We start from the raw sequence: 20,850 nt of genomic DNA, 5'->3' as shown, positions 1-20,850 counted from the left end.
TCTCTAACATTATGATGTGACATAATCACTTTTTTCAGTCATCAACCCTATCAATAATACGCAATGTCATCGCGAGGGCTTTAAGCCCGTGGCGATCTTTCCAAATAACAATTATAAGCAATAAGCTACATTGGAAAGATTGCTTCGATACTACGTTCCTCGCAATGACAGATATACGTTTTTTATTTCTTAAATGGCTTCTAGTCTCGTCCTTACTGATTATATGGTCATAATAAAATTTTTTTGCTAGTTTCAAAATTTGCTAGCAACTTTCTTTTTTACAAGTTTTATAGCTATATAGTGTATGTAATACAATTTAATCTTTGTTTACAAGGAGAGAGAAAATTATGATTAAGCCAGTGTCTTTTACACAAAATCATGTTCCACAGTTAAAAGTTCAGCAATCTGCTAAAATGCCTCAAGGTCTAGATTCAGACCAAGTAGCATTTGGCAGTATGCAAAATGTTGTTAAAACAGTAATTGATAAAGGAAATAAATTAGACGACAAGATGATTAAGAAATTTTTCTTAGGTAGTCGTGAATTAGCCACTATTTCTATAGGAACTATTGGTGCTATTGCTGCTCCACTTGTTTTTGGTTTAACTAATCCTTTAGGATATTTTATTGCACCAGCTTGTTTGTGGTTAAGTCATATGGGAGCTATACTCAAACGTTAAGTATACAGCTTAAGTCATAACAAAACAGATGAGATCAGAGTCTCATCTGTTTTTAATCTTTAGGGTCTTTTAAGACTTTACCGTAATGCCCGACAGCATTACCGTAATTATACTGTGCGTTCTGGGTATTATTTAATTTGATATGAGAAATTTAAACAAGTAACTGATGAGAAAATCCTTTGACTGTTAGATCTTACAAGTTAAATAAAGGATCTGGCATAATGTGTAAAACAAAGCTTATTCATATTGGTACTTCCGGCTGGCATTATAAGCATTGGTTAGGAACTTTCTACCCAAATAATTTTGCTGAAAAAGATTTTCTAAACTATTATAAAGACCATTTTTGTACAGTTGAAGTAAATAATAGTTTTTATCATCTGCCACAGGAAAAAACAATTGTTCAATGGAGAGAGACAGCCCCTGAGGACTTTATTTTTTCAGTTAAAGCAAGTAGATATATCACACATATGAAAAAGCTTATTGATCCGGAAAAATCAACATCCCTTTTCTTTGATAGAATTCAGGCTTTTGGCGATAAATTAGGGCCTATACTTTTTCAATTGCCTCCACGTTTTGGGTTTAATCCAGAACGATTAAAGGCTTTTCTTAATATTCTTCCCAAGAATTATAAACATGTGCTTGAGTTTCGTGATCCGAGCTGGTTTAATCCCATGGCTTATGATTTGATGAGAGAAAATAATGTAGCATTTTGCATATACTATTTAGGCGATTTTCAATCACCAAAGGAAATTACAGCTGATTTTGTTTATATTAGATATCACGGTCCTGTTACTCTTGGAGCAGGATTATATAATAAAGATGAGATAAATGGGTTTTCAAACGATATCAAGGGTTATGTTGATCAAGGAAAACAAGTATTTGCATATTTCAATAATGATCAAGCAGGATTTGCAGCGCAAAATGCTAATGAACTTCAACAAATGTTGAGCTAGAGTATGTTTGAGAATTCAAAAAATGATGCTTAGAGATTGCTTCACAAGATCGATTTTAGAAAATATCCATAATAAAAGGTTCGCAATGACTGCAATAATTTATTGTGCTTGCTTAGAAAATGTTAAAATACACTAATAATAAAGAATGTCATTGCGAGGTGCTTCGCACTGTCTTAAGCCATCAATCTTTCCAATAATACGCACTATCACCGCAAAGTAACAGAGTCACTTTTTTAAGTCATCAATCATTCTAATAACATGCACTGTCATTGCGAGCCTGCAACGCAGGCGTGGCAATCTATCTAGTGAACATTGGAAAGACGGTGACACAGTCACTTTTCTAAAATCATCAATCTTGATAATAAACTATGATTGTAGACTTTAATAGTGCAGCAAAGCTGCCTCCTGTAATGACAGTTTGGACGATTTTAAAATTTTATAAATACCGCAAATATTAGAAATCTATTACCAATCATTAAATATTATTCTAGGCAAGCACCTAATTTATTTGTCGGATAAGCTCTTAATAAGCTGTATTATGCAAAATCAAATGAAGAAAACTTGTTATTCAGTCTCTTTCTTTTTGTATTCGTATCCTTTTGCGAAATTTATTGCTTCTTCTTTTGTATTTACATCACCTGAAATTTGAGCTTCTTTGAGTGCTTTTAATACTCTTCCTACTTCAGTTCCTCTTGGTAAATCCAAGATTTCCATAACCTCATGGCCACTTAATAACTTTGGAAGCGCTTCTTCCTTTTCAAGAGATTCTTTGTATTTTTCAAGAAGCCAGTATAGACCTTTAATATTGTTATTTACGATATTCTCTGTAATTTCAGGCCCTCTTGCGCTTAACCTGTCTGCCATAGCTATAAGAAGAATTTCCGGGGTCTCTTCACCAATTTTTCTAAACATTCTTAAAATAGCTTTTTCTGTGACTTCCTCATCAGATTTTAATAGCTGTGAAGGGTAAAGATGATATTTTATTATCTTTGTCATATATTTTATCGAGTTTTTGCTGAATCTTAGACGTTTTAAAATGTCTACAGCCTGTTCTGCTCCTATTTCTTCATGTTTTATGAATCTATGCCTTCCAAGTTCATCAATCTGCCAGGTGGAAGGTTTTCCTATATCATGAAGCAGTCCTGCTATTTTTAACAATGAAACCAGCTTAATATTAGCAGCGGGTTCCTGATTTAAACGCTCTTTTACCCACTCTGGCATGTCTTGTACATTTATTTCCAGTTGTTTTACTGTTTCAATTGAATGATCAAGAAGACCTAGATGATGGTGTAAATTTGGTGGGATTTTTCTCTGAATGCTGATTTCTGGCAGGATTTCATCTAAGAATTCAATATTCTTCATTAAATCCAGATTAACAGCTGTATGATTTGACTCAAAAAGTTTAACCAGCTCTACATTGATCCTTTCTACTGAGACACGATTGATCAAAGATTTATGAGTTTTTATGTAATTTAGCGTTTTATCTTCAATGTTAAAATTCAGCTGAGCTGCGAATCTGAATGCTCTTAACAATCTAAGAGGATCATCTATAAGATTTTGCTCTGATATTGCCCTAATAATCTTATTATTTATGTCATTTGCACCATTGTGCGGGTCTATAAGTCCTGATTTTTCTCCATCTATCCTGTAGGCTATTGCATTTATCGTATAATCTCTTCTTGCTAAATCCTCATATATATCCTGTTTTACACAACTTGCAAAATCAAGGGTATTCTTCTTGTCAGGCATGATGACTCTTGCTATATCAAAGTCTTTATCCAGTAAAACATAATATCCGTTGAAAAACTCAGCAGCTTTTTTGGCAAATTCAGCTGCACTTTCACCTTTAATTGCATAATCTCTGTCATAACCACGACGATCAAGTATTAAGTCTCGAATATATCCACCAACAAGATATAATTCTGTATTTTCTGAGCATAAGCTCACCAGAATCTTGTTTATTACCTCATTTTCAATATTATTAACAATGTTATCAGAGTTCATATTCATAGATTATATCCGATATTGCAGTTATTGATGCTGTTTCGGCTCTTAGGATTAAATTGCCAAGGCTTACTAAAGTGATGTTTTTTGACCTGAATAATTGTAGTTCTTTATCATCCCAACCCCCTTCAGGGCCGATAATAACCAGTATTCTGGAATTCTTTATAATATTTTCTTTATTTTGCAATAAAAGCTTTTTAATAGAAAATTGAGCGTCTTTTTCTGCACAAACAAGCTTAACATCAAAATTGTTTAATTCAATTAACTCGTTTATGCTAATAATCTGACTAATTTCTGGGATAGTAACTCTCTGACATTGTTTTGAAGATTCATAAGCGATTTTTTGCCATCTTTGTATCTTCTGATTCTTATCTTTTTCTGATTCCAGTTTTACAACTGTATTTTGGCTGATAAAAGGAATAATGGTGTTTACGCCAAGTTCAGTTGCTTTTTGTATTACTATATCTTGTTTCTGCGATTTTAAAATGCTTTGTGCAAGAGTAATATCAATATTTAGTTTTCGTGTTGGTTCGTATTTATCTAAAATTATCGTTTCTATTGAGTTAGGCTTAATTTCAGAAATCTCTGTTTCGTATATTAATGATCCAGGATCAGTTAAAATAAGCTTATCGCCCTTTTTAAGTCTTAAAACATTTACTATATGATTAATATCATTTTTTGAAGTGATTAATATATTATTATTAACTATGTTTTCGCTAGATATAAAAAATTGAGGCATTGGCTTATTTCCTCTGGTTTTCAGGTAAAAGTCATATTGGCTGTAATCAAGAAAAATCAATATTATTCAGTTTATTACAAAAATATCTTCTCCTCCATATAGAGGATTAAATATGAAATTTGTTAAAGTTTTTTTAAGGTGAACCGATATTAAATGTAGAGAGTGAAAAACAACTAAATAAGTAAAAGGGAGAGACTCAATAAACTTATATTTATTGATAACGAGGATTTCCGGGAGGGTTTAAATATGAAAGTTTTTACAGTTTTTTAATTACGACGTTTTTTAAGCTTACTTTATAAAAGTCTAATGATTTATGGATTAATCAAATGACTGAATATAAATAAGCTTAGGAAATAAGCTAACCTGATAAGTCCGGGATGGATTTATGAAAGGTAATTAAGCAATCAAAATAGTTTAATGATTAGTATCTGCTAATTATTACAGGGACTTTTGTTTTCAAATTTACAAAAAATGACAGTGATACTGGCTTTAGTTTGTTATGTATAAATTTTAGTTTACAAGGAAGTAAATTTAAGAATACAGGGAGTGTTTACTATGTCAATTATTATCAACAACAACGTTGCATCTTTAATCGCACAAAGAAACTTGAACAAAAACACATCTAACTTAACAAAATCCATTGAGAAATTATCTTCGGGTTACAGAATTAACAGAGCATCAGATGATGCAGCTGGATTATCAATTTCAGAAGCATTAAGAGGTCAAATTAGAGGTAACAAACAAGCAATCGGTAACGTACAAGATGGTATTAACCTGCTCCAGATTGCTGAAAGTGGACTTACCGTAATAAATGAGAACCTTCAAAGAATAAGAGAACTATGCATTCAAGCTGCTAACGATACTAACGGTTCAGTTGAAAGAACCTCAATTCTTGCAGAATTAAATGCACGTATTGATGATATTACCAGAATTGCTAAGAGTGCAAAATTTAATAATATTTCCGTACTTGATGGTACTGCTACAAGTACAAAGTTACAAGTTGGTGCTAATTCAACTGTATCAACCAATACCATAGATGTAGCTAGTGTTTTAACAGATACTCAATCATCAACAATCGGAGTTACTATTGCTATAACTGGTGGTGCATGGACTTCAACTTTAATTAGAAGCTATTTAGGAGTAATAGACTCAGCAATTACCGCAATATCAACAAAGAGATCAAATATAGGTGCTTTACAAAATAGATTAGAAAGTACATTAGAAAATCTTACAGTAATGAATGAGAACATTCAGGCATCAGAATCCAGAATTCGTGATCTTGATATAGCTAAAGAGACAGCTAATATGGTTAAAAATCAAATACTTCAACAAGCATCTGCTAGCGTGCTTTCCCAAGCCAATCAAATCCCGCAATTAGCATTATCATTACTCAGAAGTTAATTAGAAACTTCAATAACACGATGAGCTAAACACATAAATTATTAATATGATTTATTACTCAATAAAAACTAATTCTAGTTTATCCAAAATTAAAGTCATTAATTAAAGAACATAAATTATTTAGAGGGAACTTATGGTAAATACAAGGAGAGTGAATCATGTCATTAACAGTTAACAACAACATTGCATCTTTAATTGCCCAAAGAAATTTAAACAAAAACACGGTTAGTTTAACAAAGTCCATTGAAAAATTGTCTTCAGGTTACAGAATTAACAGAGCAGCGGATGATGCAGCAGGATTATCAATTTCAGAATCATTAAGAGGTCAGATTCGTGGTAACGCAAGAGCAACCAGTAATGTTCAGGATGGTATTAGTATGCTCCAGATTGCTGAAGGTGGGCTCACAGTGATAAACGAAAACCTTCAGAGGATGAGGGAACTCTGTATTCAAGCTGCTAACGATACTAATGGTTCTACTGAAAGAACAGCTATATTGTCAGAGATAACTGCTCGTATTGATGATATTACCAGAATCGCCAAGAGTACCAAGTTTAATAACATATTCTTGCTGGATGGTACAACAGCAAGTTCCACACTTCAAGTTGGAGCAAATTCAACAGCATCAACTAATACGATAAGTATTGCTAGTGTCTTAACAGATTCACAAGCCTCAACAATCGGAGTTACTATAGCCATAGCCGGTGGTGCTTGGACATCAACTCTAATTAGAAGTTATATCGGTGTATTAGATACAGCTATTACTTCAATAACAAGTAGAAGGTCAAGTGTAGGTGCTTTACAAGGCAGATTAGAAAGTACATTAGAAAACCTTGCCATATTGAATGAAAATGTTCAGGCATCTGAATCTAGGATCCGTGACTTAGATATAGCAAAAGAAACTGCTGGTATGGTTAAGAGCCAAATACTTCAACAAGCTTCTGCAACAGTTTTATCTCAGGCAAATCAAATTCCGCAATTAGCATTATCGTTAATGAGATAAAATAACAAGATAAAAAATATTGAGAGAGTATAAAGAAAAATTTATAGTGGTTTTTTCAACAAATAACCTATCCCAATAAAAAACACTCTCCCTGTAAACTGGGTTAGCTCTTAAGTTAACCCTTTTTTTTTATGATTGATATTTATCTCGATATTTTTTTAAAATGCTTTTTATCTCTTCCTCAGTTAAGTCGTACCATTCACGGTAATAATTGCCCACGGCAAAGAAATAAGTGCGTTCAATTAATGGACAGATCACATGATCAGTAAGCCTTGAAAATTTTTCGTAAGCACTTCCTGAACTTACCGGTATTGCCGCTGTAACTGAATTTGGCCGCATGTCTTTTATGCTCTTTATAGCTGCAATTAATGAATAACCTGTTGCAACTCCGTCATCAACAATTATTACATCTGATGATTCTACTTTTTTCTGATTTATGTCCCCATAAACCTCTATTCTATGATGTATTTCTTGCATTACATTGTTTGCTATTCTATTTATTTGGTCTTCTGAAAGACCAAGATAAGATACGGTTTCTTCGTCTATTACCCTTTTTCCATCAGCTGTTATTGCTCCAAATCCTGCTTCGGGATTACCTGGAACGGGAAGTTTTTTTACTATTATCGGATCAATGTGAATTTTGAGTTTATCTGCAATTGCCTCAGCTACTTGAATTCCTCCCCTGGGAATAGCTAATAAATAAGGTTTTTGAAGATTTAACTTGCTTATTTCTTCAGCTAAAACTTCGCCTGCCTTTTCTCTTGATTCATAAATCTTGTAATTATCCATAAAAAATATTCCTGATATTGGAACTCAAATTAATTCATGGCATATAAATATTGCTCACACATTGGCTATTTGTCCTATTATATGAGGAGATTCCAATATATAAGCAATTTGGGTAATTAATGTAAGTTAATTAATACGTAGTATTAAAAGTTCTATCTCCTGCATCACCAAGTCCAGGGAGAATATAACCAAATTCATTGAGGTTACTGTCTATACAGGCTGTAATTATTTTTACACTTGGAAATTTTGAATGTAACCTGCTTATTCCTTCAGGTGCGCTTATCAGGCATATAAACCTGATATTTTCTTCTTTGATATTCAGATCGGTAAATAGTTTAATTGCTGCAATTGCTGAACCACCTGTTGCAAGCATTGGGTCAAGCAGGTAAATGAAAGTATCTTCAGGATTATTAAAACTTTCTGGTAAATTATTATAATAAGAGACAGGTTTTAAAGTTTTTTCATCTCTATATAGTCCGATATGATGAACTCTTGCATTTGGTAAAAGCTCGCTGGCAATTTCTGAAAAAACCAATCCGGCTCGTAGGATTGGTGCAACAATAACTTCTGAATCAGGATCAATTATATCTGCTTGAGTCTCTACTAATGGGGTTTCAACGATTTTATTAATAATTGGCAGGTTATCTGTAGCATTTAAAAATAATATTTGAGCCAATCTTCTTGTTGCATTTCTAAAAAGTTCTGCAGTAGTGTTTTTATCCCTCATAACAGTTAAATTATGAAGAGCGATAGGGTGGTTGCATACCAGTATATTTTCAGATTTTTTTAAACTTAATTCCATATTATTTTCACTTATTTAAATTAACGGATTCCTATAATAATCTAATACTTCCAGAAATATTATTCAATAGTAATTTAAGTTTACTCTGAATAAAAGTCTGTTTTTGCTGATTTTTCTTTATTCTGTCTGTAATAAACGAGTAATATGTTGGGCTAGTTATATTATAGGATTATGCTTGTAGGAAAATTGTGATAAATAATGATAGAAAATGATAATTTATGCATAGGAGTGATTTGGTTGAAGAAATTAGTAATTTATGGAACCGTTTATCCAGATATAGTTAAACTTATTAATGCAATTAATCGTGTAAATCCTGAATGGGAGATACTGGGATTTATTGACGATAACGTGCAAAAACACGGAAAATTAATTTTAGGAATTCCTGTTTTAGGGGGCAGGGAAGTAGTAGCTGATTTAGTTAAAAAGGATAAAAACATTTATTTTTTTAGTAATTATTTTGGTTCTTTATCTGAATTTAAGAGAAGAATAAACTTATTTGAGTTTTATGGTTGTAAAATTCCAACGCTTATCCATCCAGCAGTAGACATAATTCATAGTGAAGTTGGTCTTGGATCTTTAATAGAAGAAGGTTGTAATATTGGCACTAGGGTAAATATAGGTAATTTTGTTACAATCCGCCCATATTGTATAGTTAGTCATGATACAATACTTGAAGATTATGTTTCTATATCTCCAGGTTGTACAGTTGGGAGTTCTCTGGTTATAAAAGATGGGGCATTTATTGGGGCTGGGGCAACTATTTTACGCACTAAAAATCTTGGGCGAAATTGTATTGTAGGAGCAGGAGCAGTTGTGGTCAATGATGTTCCTGATGGTATAACTGTGGTAGGGGTTCCTGCAAAAAAGATGAGAAAAAATCTCTTTAGGAGAATTGTCAGGCGTTTAAATAGAGATATTAAACGTATTAAACAGGATTATATTGCTAAAAAGCAGATTAGTTCTTAACCGTTTTGATTTTAATAGATTAAAACGGTTTTTACTTAGATCCTATCTGACAAATAAGTTTTTGCTGTCATTGCGAACCTTTCAGCAGGGATATTTTTTAAAATTTATCTTGTGAAGCAATCTCTAAGCATTATTTTTTGAATTCTCGGATAGGATCTTAATCATAGTAGTTTTGTGTTAAAAAGGTTCGATATTTGAGTAGGCATATTTCAGGGTTTTTAGCATAATTGCTGGTTTAGAATATATCTATCTAACTATTTAATTCGTTGATTATTACAATTTCTTTTAATATTAAGTGGTAAATTGTCCTAGCCCTACTGGCTAGACTTCTTATTTTTTTATATAAGTCTAGCAATTTAATTATTGGTTTGGATTTAATATATTCGAATACATATATAATAAGGATTCTGAAAATGATATTTAATGATGATGTTTTAAGATTTGGCAGAATAATAAATAAAGCGCAAAGCAAGCGTCAAAATGGCATGCCTAAATTAACGCAGTTAAGCCAGGACACAGTTTGTTTAAATCAGGATAAGGTTAATTTTAAGGGTTTTTTTGGCGATTTATTTGGTGATAGCAAAGAGATGAAAGAGCTTCTTAAAAGTGGAGCTGATAAGCAATTTTTAAAAGAAGTAGAAAATAGCTTATGGGGTGATACTAACGCATTATATGCCCATATAAAGTGGGAAAACATTAAAGGAACTCCTGAAAACATAAAAGCTATTTTAATGGCTACTCAGGTCACTCCTAAAAAATCCTTAATTCCATATTACGGAGAAATTTTAAAAGAACTTTGGAATGTTCCAAAAGAAGCAGTAGTAAAAACACTTGAAGAACTAAAAATTAATCAGGAAATTCTTGATCCATTAGGATATAAGGATTAAATAAAATGAAAATTAATATGAACAGTTTTATGGGCAATAATTATGTTAATAAATCTCAGAAAAGTTTTCACCATGATATGCCTAAGTTGCAGCAGTTAGATCAGGACACGGTTAGTTTAAGTCAAAATACAGTTAATTTTAAAGGATTTTTTGGTGATTTATTTGGTGATAGTAAAGAGATGAAAGAACTCCTTAAAAGTGGTGCTGATAAGCAATTTCTTAAAGAAATAGACAGAAGCTTATGGGGTGATATTGCTGCATTACGTGCATATGTGATGGATGAAAATATTAAAGGAACTCCTGAAAATATAAAAGCTATTTTAATAGCTACTCAGGTTATGCCCTCTGGAAAAGACCTAATTCCTGATTATGGTGAAATTTTAAAGGATAAATGGAATATTCCAAAAGAAACAGTTGTAAAAACACTTGAAGAACTAAAAATTAATCAGGAAATTCTCGAGAAATTAGGATATAAGGATTAGATTCTGTCTATTTTATCGTTTATAAACTTTCCAGTCTGAGAGCCGTAATAGGATCCTAATCCTAAACCTATTAAAGAGCCAACAGGACCTAGCAGGCTTTGACCTATAGCACCTAAGACAGCTCCACCGGATAATAATGATGAAACATTAATTCCCGATTTTACTGTTTGTTTTGTGCCATTTATCAGGTTATCTTTTGAATTGTCTTTTTGGGTAAAAGCTTTTATTATGGAAGGTATTTCCAATATTGAAAGGGTTATTATGCTTAGAGTTGGAATTCTGAGCATAGATTTGCCGAGTATTTTTGAAATTAAACTTCCTTTAATTTTTGATCCTTGTATTACTCTATCCATAAAATCAATACGTGAGGTGTTTTTGGCCAAGTCGTCTTGCCAGCCCAATTTTTTTAGGAATTTTAGACCTAATTGGGTGTCATAAAGAGTTTTATCAGCTTTATATATTTTTTTACCTATAGATTGCAAAGTACTATTTTGTGAATCATTGAGTTTTTTCAGTCCAGATTCAAATAAAGTCCCCCTGAAGAAAGAAAACTTAGGTTGATAACTATAAGGAATGCTTTTATCTCCTTTTCCAAGAATCTGGTTAACAGCATTATTTACATCTCTTGTATCTTCAGGTAAGCAAGCTGCCAAAAGTCCAAATTTACCTAAGCTTTTTAGAATGTCACCTTCTTTAAAAGATTCCTGTGCACCGTCAAGTTTTCTAACAAATGGTACAGGGCTCAATAATGCCTTTGACTTATTTTCACTATCAGCTTTTTTTTGTAGAGCAAAAATATCAAGAATATCTTTAATATCCTCAATATCTCTGGCTAATTTAGGATCTAGCGTGGCATTATGCTTATCATATTTTAAGCGAAACTCATTATAAGCAGGCAAATCTTGATTTGTCCTGCCTGATTGGTAGAAATATTGAGGGTAATTAATATTCCTGACCATTTCCCTTCCCAAATCGCATTTTTATCTAAAAGGAATTTCTTCCTCTATTTATATAAAAACAATATTTGTATAATTATTGCTAAAAACTTACACAATAATTTAATAATTTCTTCAATAACGAGATTCTCATATTTCTTCCTTATCACAATGATAGCGCTGAAATATTAATTACATCCTAAAAGATTGGTTAATAATCGGATTAATTTATTATGAGAAAGTAAGAAAATTTAGATTTAATAGAATCTCAGCCAAAATGTTTAGAAAATCTATTGTAAGTGGAGTAAATAAGTGTTAGATCAGATATATCAGTATATAGCGTACGGCTACTCAGTTTTCCCTGTTTATTCAGTAATGAATAGCAAATGTACCTGTGGAAAACAAGACTGTAAAAGTGTTGGTAAACATCCCAAAACTCAGAATGGGATTAGCGATGCAACAGATAATATTAAAATTATAAAAGAAATGTCTGAACTGTGGATGGGCTCTAATATAGGAATAGCAACAGGCATGGCATCAGGAATCGTTGTTTTAGATGTCGATCCAAGAGATGATGGGGATGAGTTATTGAGCGTACTTACAGCGCAATATGGAGAATTCCCCAAAACAGTAACTGCAATAAGCGGTGGAAATGGAATGCATTATTACTTTAAATATCCTAAATCAGGAATTATGACCAGAAATGCTTTTAGGCCAGGACTTGACTTTAAGAGTGATTATGACTGGATTATAGCACCACGAAGCCTTCATGCTAGTGGAAATATTTATAAATGGAAAGATGGAGCTAGTCCCAATGATGTGCCTTTAGCCCCATTGCCTGACTGGTTATCAAATTTAATAATAAATTCTTAAAGCAATAAAGCCTTCTAGTTATAGAAGGCTTTATTATTATGGACTTATGGTTTATACTTTAGCGCTTAATTTACCAGCTTCTTCTACCACTTTTTTCAGCGATTCTAAAGCATCTGGAGATAATTTATCAAGGCCGTTTTTTTCAGTTTCTCTTGATGCTATAAATTTGATTCTGTCATGCATTCTTGCAATGAATTGATTTTTGTATTCTTCATTGCTGAAATCCGCATTAAAGTCTTCTAATTTAAGAATTTCTATATCAGAGAAGCTTTCCCATCTTTCAAATTTTGCTGTACCTTCAACAATAGCTTCTATAACACCTAAAGTATGTTTGGGCTGAACTTTTTTGCCCATAAAGCTACCAGTATTGAGGATATAGCAATCTACACCATCTTCGATTAATGTTTTAAATCTGCTGTAGTCCATTTCAAGAGGATATGTTCTGAATGGGTTAGCATATGGTTCAACAACAAGAGCATTAGGATCAACACCCTCAGCTAATCTTTCAGCTGAAGTTCTCTTTGTAGCTAATGTTGCACCCATTGCTGATCCTAATGAAGCACCTTTAAGCTTTAATACAGGTGGGATTGTAGGATCTTGCATTAACCAGAAAATAGCATTAATAGGTTCATTTACTCTATCTACTCTGTTTGGTGACCAGAGCTTTGATTTTACAGCACGGCCATTGCCGTTTCTGACATCTTCTGTCACCGCATAAACCTTGCCGTCTTCATACATAATGGCGCCATTGTTTTGAAGGGTAAGAATAAATTTATTATCATCACAACCCATTGGGTAATCCTGGGTTTTATCGAAATATGCAGGTTCAAGAGCAATTGAGTATTTATCTTTAACGTTAATAATGAATGCATCATCATGAAGTACTGTTACATCATATTTATCATCATGTTTAGCGTGTGTAATTGTTGATTTACCTGATCCTGATAACCCGAATACCGCAACAGAGTATTTTTTATCATTTGCAAGATTGTATCTCTTTAATCCACCGTGACAAGAAGCGTATCCATTTCTTGCTGCAGCTCCCCAGACAAGAGTTAGAGTTCCTTTTTTGTGTTCTCCAAAGTATCTCATTCCAAGTATTGCAGCACAATTATGTTTTGGATCAAAGAATGTTAAGCCGTATGGATAGTCTGGATGTGTCCAGTCAGGATCTGAGAAGATGTAGATGTCACCTTCAGGTATTTCTCTTGAATTTTTGTACATTTCGCTGTACATTTCGTTGATATACTGGAAGTTTAATAGCCAGCTGTAAATTACGTTCTCAAAGCCTTCTGGAATTAACAGGTGAGCTTTAATCATAAAGTCTCCTTCTAAACCAACAACAGCTTGAGAATGATACATTAATTTGTATCTTGTGCCATAAACAGCTTCTCTGATTATTGGTAATAACTCAGACATATCGCAGCCTGGTTCTCCAACAATCTTACGGGCAGCTGCACATCTGCCAACAACAGTTCCATCATTGAATAAAAGCATATTGGCTTCTTTTGGTAACCCTTGCTTTTCAGGTTCGTAAACCGGCATGCCAGTTAATTCGATTGTCCCAGAGCTATCTTTTGCGAGTTTGTAAGCTTCTGATACAGTGTAGACATTTTCTACATTGTTTCCAAAAAATGCTGCTTGAATTGTCGTTCTCGGGGCAGAAGTAAGTTTTTTGAATTCTTCAGAATTCGTAAAATGCTCTTTTGAACCCATGACCTTCTCCTTTGTTAAGTAAACTATATACTAAACTTAAGTATTAACCAATTATAGCTAATAATACACCTGCTGCAACGGCGGAACCGATAACTCCTGAAACATTCGGCCCCATTGCGTGCATCAATAAAAAGTTATGAGGATTTGTTTCAAGCCCCACTTTGTTTGCTACTCTTGCTGCCATAGGAACAGCAGATACACCAGCAGCCCCAATTAATGGATTAATTTTATCTTTTGAGAACCAGTTCATTACTTTTCCAAGTAATACGCCAGCTGCTGTGCCAAGACTAAATGCTATTAATCCTAATAAAAGAATTCCTAATGTTTCTGCCCTTAAGAATTGATCTGCTGACAACTTTGATCCAACAGTTAATCCTAAAAGAATTGTTACTATATTAATAAACTCATTCTGTGCTGTTTTTGATAATCTTTCTACTACTCTTGATTCTCTTAGTAAGTTACCGAACATAAGAGCGCCAATTAGAGGTGTTGCATCAGGTATGAATAAGATGGTCAATGTTAGTACAACTAATGGGAATACAATTTTTTCACGTTGTGATACAGGCCTTAGCTGCTTCATCTCAATTGCGCGCTCTTCTTTAGTGGTAAGAAATCTCATAATTGGAGGTTGAATAATTGGTACCAGCGCCATATATGAATAGGCCGCTACTGCAATAGCCCCTAATAAGTGAGGAGCAAGCTTTGAAGTTAAAAATATTGCTGTTGGACCATCAGCTCCACCGATAATACCTATTGACGCTGCTTCTGGTAAGCCAAATTGAAATCCAAAGTATTTAGCTAAGAATAAAGCACCTATAAGTGTGGCAAATATGCCAAATTGAGCTGCTGCTCCTAATAAAGCAGTCTTAGGATGGGCTATTAACGGACCAAAATCAGTCATAGCACCTACACCGATAAATATGAATAAAGGGAATAAACCTGATTTAATACCGAATTCATATATTATGCCAAGAAAACCATGTGGACCAGCCATATCAGCAATTGGAATATTTGAAAGAAGTCCTCCAAATCCAATTGGTATAAGCAATAAAGGTTCAAAATCTTTTTTAATTGCAAGCCATAACAGTAAAAAACTTACTATTATCATTATGAATTGACCTGGTTCCATTGCTGAAAATCCGGTTGATTTATATAAGTCTTGAATTGATTGTGATAATTGCATTTCTTGCTCCTTTGACTAATTGATCCATACTAATATTTGTCCAGTTTCTACCTGATCTCCAGGTGAAACCGTAATGGATGATACTGTACCGGATTTTGTGGCTTTAATCTTGGTTTCCATCTTCATTGCTTCAAGAACAAGCAGAGTTTTTCCTTCTTGAACACTATCACCGACATTTACTTTTATTCTTAAAATAGTTCCTGGAAGAGGTGATTTAATAGCAATAGCATCAGTAGAAGCTGCTTGATTCTTAACTTTTAATGCCATTTCAGGTTCCTGAATACCTTCTTTAACATCAATTGTATAAGTTTTGCCATTAATTCTCGCTTGATATCCATCAATTACTACTGCATAGTTCTTATTATTAACTGTTACTGTATAGCCTTCAGCTTTTATTTTTGATTCTTTAGGCTTAATATTCTTTCTTACTCCTACTGTAGCTTCGCCTTTCAAGAATGCGATGCCTTTTTCTTTACAGGTTGCTGTAATAAATATATTTTCATCAGTTTCAGGCAAATTTGCAGCTTGTAACATTTTTTTAGCTGCCTCAATCCCTTTTTTTGGATCTTCATCATTAATTTCAAGGGGATTTCTTGTTGTTGGTTCAAGACCAAGTTGCTCTGAAGCTATTTTTACAACTTCTTGATCTGGTGGAATTGGAGTTTTTCCAAAATAACCAAGAACCATTTTTCCGTATCCGTCAGCAATTTTACTCCATGGATTAAACATTACGTTATTAAATGCTTGTTGGAAGTAGAATTGAGAAACAGGTGTTACTGAAGTTCCGAATCCACCAAGTTTAACTACCTCACTCATAGCTTTGATTACTTCTGGATATTTATCTAAAATGTTATTATCTCTCATCATTTGAGTATTTGCTGTTAGTGCTCCGCCTGGCATTGGAGAATAGATAATAAGAGGATCAACTGCTAAAGCCTCTGGTGGCATGAAATAGTCTTTCATACATTCTTTAAATACTTCTTCAGCCTCTAAAATCTTATTAATGTCTATTCCAAGGTCATATTCTGTATCTCTGAGGGCATGCCACATAGTTATAATATCAGGTTGTGATGTGCCACCTGAAACAGGAGCCATTGCTAAGTTTATAATATCTGCACCTGCATCGAGAGCAGCTTTATACGCAAGAACACCAGTACCTGCTGTTTCATGAGTATGGAAACTTATCTCGATTCCTTCAGGAATCATAGCTTTTGCTTGTTTAATGGTTTCATAAACTTTGGAAGGAGTTGATGTACCTGATGCATCTTTAAAACATACAGAACTAAAAGGAATCTCAGCATCTAGTATATTTCTTAGCACTTGTACATAAAATTCAGGTGTATGTGCGCCTACACATCCAGGAGGTAATTCCATCATAGTAACTGTAACTTCGTGCTTTAAGCCAGCATCAACTATACATTTGCCACTATATACTAAATTTTGAACATCATTTAGTGCATCAAAATTTCTGATGGTTGTGGTTCCGTGTTTTTTAAATAACTCTGCATGAAGTTTGATAATGTCGCTGCTTTGAGATTCAAGGCCAACCACATTAATTCCTCTGGCAAGGGTTTGTAGTTCAACGTCTGGTCCTACAGTTTTTCTAAATGCATCCATCATAGCGAATGCATCTTCATTACAGTAAAAATATAAAGACTGGAAGCGTGCACCACCACCTGATTCGAAATGTCTAATGCCAGCTTCTTTTGCAGCCTCTACTGCTGGTAAAAAGTCTTTAGTAAGAACTCTTGCACCATAAACTGATTGAAATCCGTCTCTAAAAGACGTGTCCATTACTTTAATTAATTTTTTACTCATGACTTACCCTTTTATATACGCATTTACTGCTGCTAATACTACCGCTACTTCATCATTCTGCTCAATTGCTTTTTCAAGTTTATCCTTAATTTTGATTTCTTCAGGAAAATACTTTGAAATTAATTTTAAAACTTTTGCTGTCGTATTCATGACACCGATCATTATACCTAGGAATACAAATACTACAGACATTCCAACTACCATTAATATCAGGCCTTGCGTTATTAAATCGCTATCGTTTACAGGCATACAAGATCTCCTATTGTTATTGTGCTTTCTTCCAGATTGTTTTTGACTATTAATAAAGAACCATCATCGTTAATTCTTGTTGCAATGCCGTTATCTTTTTTTTGAGGTTTATTGATTACAACTTTACGGCCAAGAAATAAGCTTCTTTGCTGGTATTCTGCTTTTATACTTATAAACCCTCCATTAAGAAAGAGGTCATAATCCATAAAGAATTCATCAAGTAATTGTTTAATAAACATGTCTTTATGGACAGGTTGATTAATTTCTAAATTCAACGCAGTTGCTGGCTGATCAATTTGATTTACATCTTCTTGAGCCAAATTTAGATTTATACCTATTCCAAGTACAAAACCTTTTAGAGCATTTCCTTGAGTAGAAATCTCACTTAAGATTCCTGATATTTTTTTACCATTAACTAATACATCATTAGGCCATTTTATTTCTGGATTTACACCGTAGCTTTCAAGAATCCTGCATAGCACTACTGACATATACTGAGTAATATTGGCTAAAGGTAAATTATTATCTAATGTTGGTGAGGGTTTTAAAACTATAGACATATAAACATTACCCTCAACATCGGAAATCCATTTACGAGCTAACCTTCCTCTGCCGCTGGTTTGTTTTGCTGCAACAATGACTTGCCTATCACTCAAATTAGCAAGATTTTTCAGTGAATATGTGTTGGTAGAATCTATTTCATCAAAACAAAGTATGTTGTAATCATATACCATTTTACACGATCTCTTTAAGTATAAATTTCATTGTTATAATGCTAGTTTAGCTTTGGTGCGAGGTTAATATTACTCCAAATCTATCATACAACAAAAAATATATAAGACAAGATTTAGTGATAAACGGAGTTTTAATACTTAACTTAATGTAAATAAAAATTTTAAAAAAATCATACCTATATTAGTGGTTTAAAAATAAAAGTATTAAAAATTTTGCTTATTTTTTCATATTTTAAATTTGTGTAGTTAATTTTAGGCATTTAAAATACTTTTTATATTTGTTTTGTTTGAGCTTTATATATGTTTGTGAAAATTTGAAATGGCTAAAATTTAATGATTATTGGAGAAAAGACTAATGTTATTTTTTAAGATTATTATCATTACTGTATCTTCATTCCAAAAGATATAATTTACATATGTATTCTTAGTGTTTAAGCTTTATTTTTTTAAAATTTTATTAGACACATATAATAAAGTATATTAAGATACTTATTGTAAAGTGTCTTAAGTAAAAATAATAAAAAATTGTTTATTTAAATATTAAATTGTAATATGCATAAAAGCTAAAAGCTTTATTAAGTAATCTTAAAAACTTAGAAAATAAAGTAAAAAAGACTTTACTATCAAGAATTACAGAGTAACATTAACTTAGTGTGGAAGTATGTAGAATAAGGGATTTTAAAAGTGAAAACTATGTATGAAGATCATGTTCAAGAAAATGCTACAGAGTTAAATCCACAAACTCAGGAACTTCAAACTCTTGTGGCTGAGTCAAAAGTTGCTACCACTTATTGGGAATATTTAATTCCTGGTCTATTGTTATTGGTAGCTGTAGGTGTTCTTACCTATTTAAAAATTAACGTATTTGCAACAGAAAATCTTGCTTATTTAGGAGTTGCTGGTGGAGTTACAGCATTAGTTTTTGCAGGCGCTTTAGTAGGCAAAATTTTAAAAGCATCACCCGGAAATGCAAAAATGATTGAAATTTCAAAATACATTCAGGAAGGTGCAATGGCTTTTTTAAGCAGAGAGTATAAAATTCTAAGTATTTTTGTAGTTGCAGTATTCGGTGCTCTTGCTTACTTTATTGATTGGCAAACAGCAGTTTGTTTCCTTGTTGGTGCTAGTTGTTCTGCTACGGCAGGATTTATTGGTATGACAGTTTCTACAAGGGCAAACTCAAGAACAGCGTGTGCAGCAGCAACTTCTCAAAATTCAGCTTTACGTATTGCTTTTTCAGGTGGAGCTGTTATGGGTATGGTAGTTGTAGGCTTAGGCTTACTCGGTTTATCAATACTCTATTTAATTTTTAAAGATCCTAATATGGTAAATGGATTTGCATTAGGCGGTAGTTCAATAGCATTATTTGCTCGTGCAGGTGGTGGTATCTATACAAAAGCTGCTGACGTCGGTGCAGACCTCGTTGGTAAAGTAGAAGCAGGTATTCCTGAAGATGACCCAAGAAACCCTGCTGTTATTGCTGACAATGTAGGTGATAACGTTGGTGACGTTGCCGGTATGGGTGCAGACTTATTTGAATCTTTTGTTGGCTCAATTATCGCTGCTATGACATTAGGTATGGTTTACTTCCAAGTTAATGGTGCATTGTTACCAGTTGTTATTGCAGCAGCAGGTATATTGGCTTCAATTATTGGTACATCTTTTGTAAGAACAGATGAGAAATCAAATCCTATGATGGCTTTAAATGCAGGAACATTTGGTTCTGCTATTTTAATGATTGCACTTTCTTACGTTGCAGTAAAATTAATCCTTCCTCAGAATTTTAACGTTTTCTGGTCATTGGTTGTTGGTGTTCTTGCTGGTTCTGCCATCGGCTTTATCAGTGAATACTATACATCTTCTGAATATAAACCAGTTAAAGATATAGCTAATGCTTCATTAACAGGTGCAGCAACAAACATCATAGCAGGTCTTGGTGTTGGTATGATTTCAACTTTTTTACCAATATTATTTATTTGTGGTGCAATGATTGTTGCATATAAAACAGGTGGAATGTTTGGTATAGCATTATCAGCTGTTGGTATGCTTGCAACAACAGGTATTGTAGTTGCAGTTGATGCTTATGGTCCTATATCTGATAATGCAGGTGGTATTGCTGAAATGGCAGGCTTACCAAAAGAAGTTAGACAAACTACTGATAAACTTGATTCAGTTGGCAATACAACCGCTGCAATTGGTAAAGGGTTTGCCATTGGTTCAGCTGCATTAACAGCTTTAGCGTTATTAACTGCGTTTACTGAAGTAGTTGGACTTAAAGAAATTAACTTGTTAAAAACAGAAGTTATAGCTGGTGTATTATTTGGTGCAGCGTTACCATTTGTATTCTGCGCTTTAACTACCGGTGCTGTTGGTAATGCTGCAGGTAAAATGGTAGATGAAGTAAGAAGACAATTCAGAGAAATACCTGGTATTATGGACGGTACAGGTAAGCCTGATTATGCTACCTGCGTTGATATTAGTACAACTGCTGCGTTAAAAGAAATGGTTATTCCAGGTTTACTTGCTGTTGTTACCCCAGTAGCATTTGGTCTACTACTTGGTGCTGAAGCATTAGGTGGTATGTTGGCAGGTGCTATTGCGGCAGGTGTGTGTTTGGCAATTATGCTTGCTAATGCTGGCG

19 protein-coding genes are annotated in these 20,850 nt (G+C 33.4%); 9 read left to right on the top strand and 10 right to left on the bottom strand.

Annotated elements, in window-relative coordinates; all coding sequences use genetic code 11:
• Nucleotides 1-347 precede the first annotated feature (347 nt).
• Together A2255_07570 and A2255_07565 are read left to right on the top strand one after the other, a co-directional pair.
• Nucleotides 348-677 carry a hypothetical protein gene (locus A2255_07570; GenBank protein OGI17247.1) on the top strand — a complete coding sequence of 110 codons (330 nt, stop codon included), beginning with the start codon at nt 348-350 and terminating at the stop codon, nt 675-677.
• A 221-nt stretch (nt 678-898) separates the two neighbouring features.
• Nucleotides 899-1,630 (top strand): hypothetical protein, encoded by a 732-nt coding sequence (locus A2255_07565; GenBank protein OGI17246.1) that lies wholly within the window; start codon nt 899-901, stop codon nt 1,628-1,630.
• Nucleotides 1,631-2,194: 564 nt separating this feature from the next.
• On the opposite strand, the gene A2255_07560 is transcribed toward A2255_07565, so the two are convergent.
• On the bottom strand, nt 2,195-3,640 hold the full coding sequence (locus tag A2255_07560; GenBank protein ID OGI17245.1) for a hypothetical protein: 1,446 nt from the start codon (nt 3,638-3,640) through the stop codon (nt 2,195-2,197).
• A complete protein-coding gene (locus tag A2255_07555; protein ID OGI17280.1) occupies nt 3,624-4,373 on the bottom strand; it encodes a hypothetical protein in 750 nt (249 codons plus the stop codon). Before A2255_07555 ends, A2255_07560 begins: the two co-directional genes overlap by 17 nt.
• A gap of 555 nt (nt 4,374-4,928) precedes the next feature.
• Here A2255_07555 and A2255_07550 point away from each other — a divergent pair.
• Both A2255_07550 and A2255_07545 read left to right on the top strand, forming a co-directional pair.
• A complete protein-coding gene (locus A2255_07550; GenBank protein OGI17244.1) occupies nt 4,929-5,774 on the top strand; it encodes a hypothetical protein in 846 nt (281 codons plus the stop codon).
• Between the two features lie 158 nt (nt 5,775-5,932).
• Nucleotides 5,933-6,775, top strand: coding sequence for a hypothetical protein (locus tag A2255_07545; protein ID OGI17243.1), 843 nt, complete (start codon nt 5,933-5,935; stop codon nt 6,773-6,775).
• A gap of 129 nt (nt 6,776-6,904) precedes the next feature.
• On the opposite strand, the gene A2255_07540 is transcribed toward A2255_07545, so the two are convergent.
• A complete protein-coding gene (locus A2255_07540) occupies nt 6,905-7,564 on the bottom strand; it encodes a hypothetical protein (protein ID OGI17242.1) in 660 nt (219 codons plus the stop codon).
• 130 nt (nt 7,565-7,694) lie between these two features.
• Nucleotides 7,695-8,366, bottom strand: a complete 672-nt coding sequence (locus A2255_07535) for a uracil phosphoribosyltransferase (GenBank protein OGI17241.1) — start codon at nt 8,364-8,366, stop codon at nt 7,695-7,697.
• Nucleotides 8,367-8,564: 198 nt separating this feature from the next.
• Between A2255_07535 and A2255_07530 the strand changes: the two genes are divergently transcribed.
• The 3 genes from A2255_07530 to A2255_07520 all read left to right on the top strand — a co-directional run bounded on the left by A2255_07530 (nt 8,565) and on the right by A2255_07520 (nt 10,701).
• Nucleotides 8,565-9,332, top strand: coding sequence for a hypothetical protein (locus A2255_07530; protein ID OGI17240.1), 768 nt, complete (start codon nt 8,565-8,567; stop codon nt 9,330-9,332).
• 413 nt (nt 9,333-9,745) lie between these two features.
• Nucleotides 9,746-10,219, top strand: a complete 474-nt coding sequence (locus tag A2255_07525) for a hypothetical protein (GenBank protein OGI17239.1) — start codon at nt 9,746-9,748, stop codon at nt 10,217-10,219.
• 5 nt (nt 10,220-10,224) lie between these two features.
• Nucleotides 10,225-10,701 (top strand): hypothetical protein, encoded by a 477-nt coding sequence (locus A2255_07520; GenBank protein OGI17238.1) that lies wholly within the window; start codon nt 10,225-10,227, stop codon nt 10,699-10,701.
• On the opposite strand, the gene A2255_07515 is transcribed toward A2255_07520, so the two are convergent.
• The gene (locus A2255_07515) at nt 10,698-11,660 is read right to left on the bottom strand and encodes a hypothetical protein (protein ID OGI17237.1); all 963 of its coding nucleotides are present in this window, start codon (nt 11,658-11,660) and stop codon (nt 10,698-10,700) included. The genes A2255_07520 and A2255_07515 overlap by 4 nt on opposite strands.
• A gap of 288 nt (nt 11,661-11,948) precedes the next feature.
• Here A2255_07515 and A2255_07510 point away from each other — a divergent pair, with 288 nt between their 5' ends.
• The gene (locus tag A2255_07510) at nt 11,949-12,509 is read left to right on the top strand and encodes a hypothetical protein (protein OGI17236.1); all 561 of its coding nucleotides are present in this window, start codon (nt 11,949-11,951) and stop codon (nt 12,507-12,509) included.
• Nucleotides 12,510-12,560: 51 nt separating this feature from the next.
• On the opposite strand, the gene A2255_07505 is transcribed toward A2255_07510, so the two are convergent.
• The 5 genes from A2255_07505 to A2255_07485 are packed head-to-tail and all read right to left on the bottom strand — an operon-like array spanning nt 12,561 to nt 18,209.
• The gene (locus A2255_07505; GenBank protein OGI17235.1) at nt 12,561-14,225 is read right to left on the bottom strand and encodes a phosphoenolpyruvate carboxykinase; all 1,665 of its coding nucleotides are present in this window, start codon (nt 14,223-14,225) and stop codon (nt 12,561-12,563) included.
• Nucleotides 14,226-14,268: 43 nt separating this feature from the next.
• Nucleotides 14,269-15,408 carry a glutaconyl-CoA decarboxylase subunit beta gene (locus A2255_07500; protein ID OGI17234.1) on the bottom strand — a complete coding sequence of 380 codons (1,140 nt, stop codon included), beginning with the start codon at nt 15,406-15,408 and terminating at the stop codon, nt 14,269-14,271.
• A gap of 15 nt (nt 15,409-15,423) precedes the next feature.
• Complete coding sequence (locus A2255_07495; protein ID OGI17233.1) at nt 15,424-17,226, bottom strand: biotin attachment protein; 1,803 nt, start codon at nt 17,224-17,226, stop codon at nt 15,424-15,426.
• Nucleotides 17,227-17,229: 3 nt separating this feature from the next.
• Nucleotides 17,230-17,475 carry a hypothetical protein gene (locus A2255_07490; GenBank protein ID OGI17232.1) on the bottom strand — a complete coding sequence of 82 codons (246 nt, stop codon included), beginning with the start codon at nt 17,473-17,475 and terminating at the stop codon, nt 17,230-17,232.
• Complete coding sequence (locus A2255_07485; protein ID OGI17231.1) at nt 17,466-18,209, bottom strand: biotin--[acetyl-CoA-carboxylase] ligase; 744 nt, start codon at nt 18,207-18,209, stop codon at nt 17,466-17,468. Before A2255_07485 ends, A2255_07490 begins: the two co-directional genes overlap by 10 nt.
• A 693-nt stretch (nt 18,210-18,902) precedes the next feature.
• On the opposite strand from A2255_07485, the gene A2255_07480 reads away from it, so the two are divergent.
• A partial coding sequence (locus A2255_07480) for a sodium-translocating pyrophosphatase (GenBank protein ID OGI17230.1) occupies nt 18,903-20,850 on the top strand: 1,948 nt, incomplete at its 3' end.

The organism is Candidatus Melainabacteria bacterium RIFOXYA2_FULL_32_9 (assembly GCA_001784615.1).
Lineage (GTDB): Bacteria > Cyanobacteriota > Vampirovibrionia > Gastranaerophilales > UBA9579 > UBA9579.
This window is presented reverse-complemented; position numbering and strand designations above follow the sequence as displayed.

Coding starts and splice junctions, on each gene's coding strand:
- A2255_07570 (OGI17247.1), top strand. CDS start 348: ATGATTAAGCCAGTGTCTTTTACACAAAATCATGTTCCACAGTTAAAA.
- A2255_07565 (OGI17246.1), top strand. CDS start 899: ATGTGTAAAACAAAGCTTATTCATATTGGTACTTCCGGCTGGCATTAT.
- A2255_07560 (OGI17245.1), bottom strand. CDS start 3,640: ATGAATATGAACTCTGATAACATTGTTAATAATATTGAAAATGAGGTA.
- A2255_07555 (OGI17280.1), bottom strand. CDS start 4,373: ATGCCTCAATTTTTTATATCTAGCGAAAACATAGTTAATAATAATATA.
- A2255_07550 (OGI17244.1), top strand. CDS start 4,929: ATGTCAATTATTATCAACAACAACGTTGCATCTTTAATCGCACAAAGA.
- A2255_07545 (OGI17243.1), top strand. CDS start 5,933: ATGTCATTAACAGTTAACAACAACATTGCATCTTTAATTGCCCAAAGA.
- A2255_07540 (OGI17242.1), bottom strand. CDS start 7,564: ATGGATAATTACAAGATTTATGAATCAAGAGAAAAGGCAGGCGAAGTT.
- A2255_07535 (OGI17241.1), bottom strand. CDS start 8,366: ATGGAATTAAGTTTAAAAAAATCTGAAAATATACTGGTATGCAACCAC.
- A2255_07530 (OGI17240.1), top strand. CDS start 8,565: ATGATAGAAAATGATAATTTATGCATAGGAGTGATTTGGTTGAAGAAA.
- A2255_07525 (OGI17239.1), top strand. CDS start 9,746: ATGATATTTAATGATGATGTTTTAAGATTTGGCAGAATAATAAATAAA.
- A2255_07520 (OGI17238.1), top strand. CDS start 10,225: ATGAAAATTAATATGAACAGTTTTATGGGCAATAATTATGTTAATAAA.
- A2255_07515 (OGI17237.1), bottom strand. CDS start 11,660: ATGGTCAGGAATATTAATTACCCTCAATATTTCTACCAATCAGGCAGG.
- A2255_07505 (OGI17235.1), bottom strand. CDS start 14,225: ATGGGTTCAAAAGAGCATTTTACGAATTCTGAAGAATTCAAAAAACTT.
- A2255_07500 (OGI17234.1), bottom strand. CDS start 15,408: ATGCAATTATCACAATCAATTCAAGACTTATATAAATCAACCGGATTT.
- A2255_07495 (OGI17233.1), bottom strand. CDS start 17,226: ATGAGTAAAAAATTAATTAAAGTAATGGACACGTCTTTTAGAGACGGA.
- A2255_07490 (OGI17232.1), bottom strand. CDS start 17,475: ATGCCTGTAAACGATAGCGATTTAATAACGCAAGGCCTGATATTAATG.
- A2255_07485 (OGI17231.1), bottom strand. CDS start 18,209: ATGGTATATGATTACAACATACTTTGTTTTGATGAAATAGATTCTACC.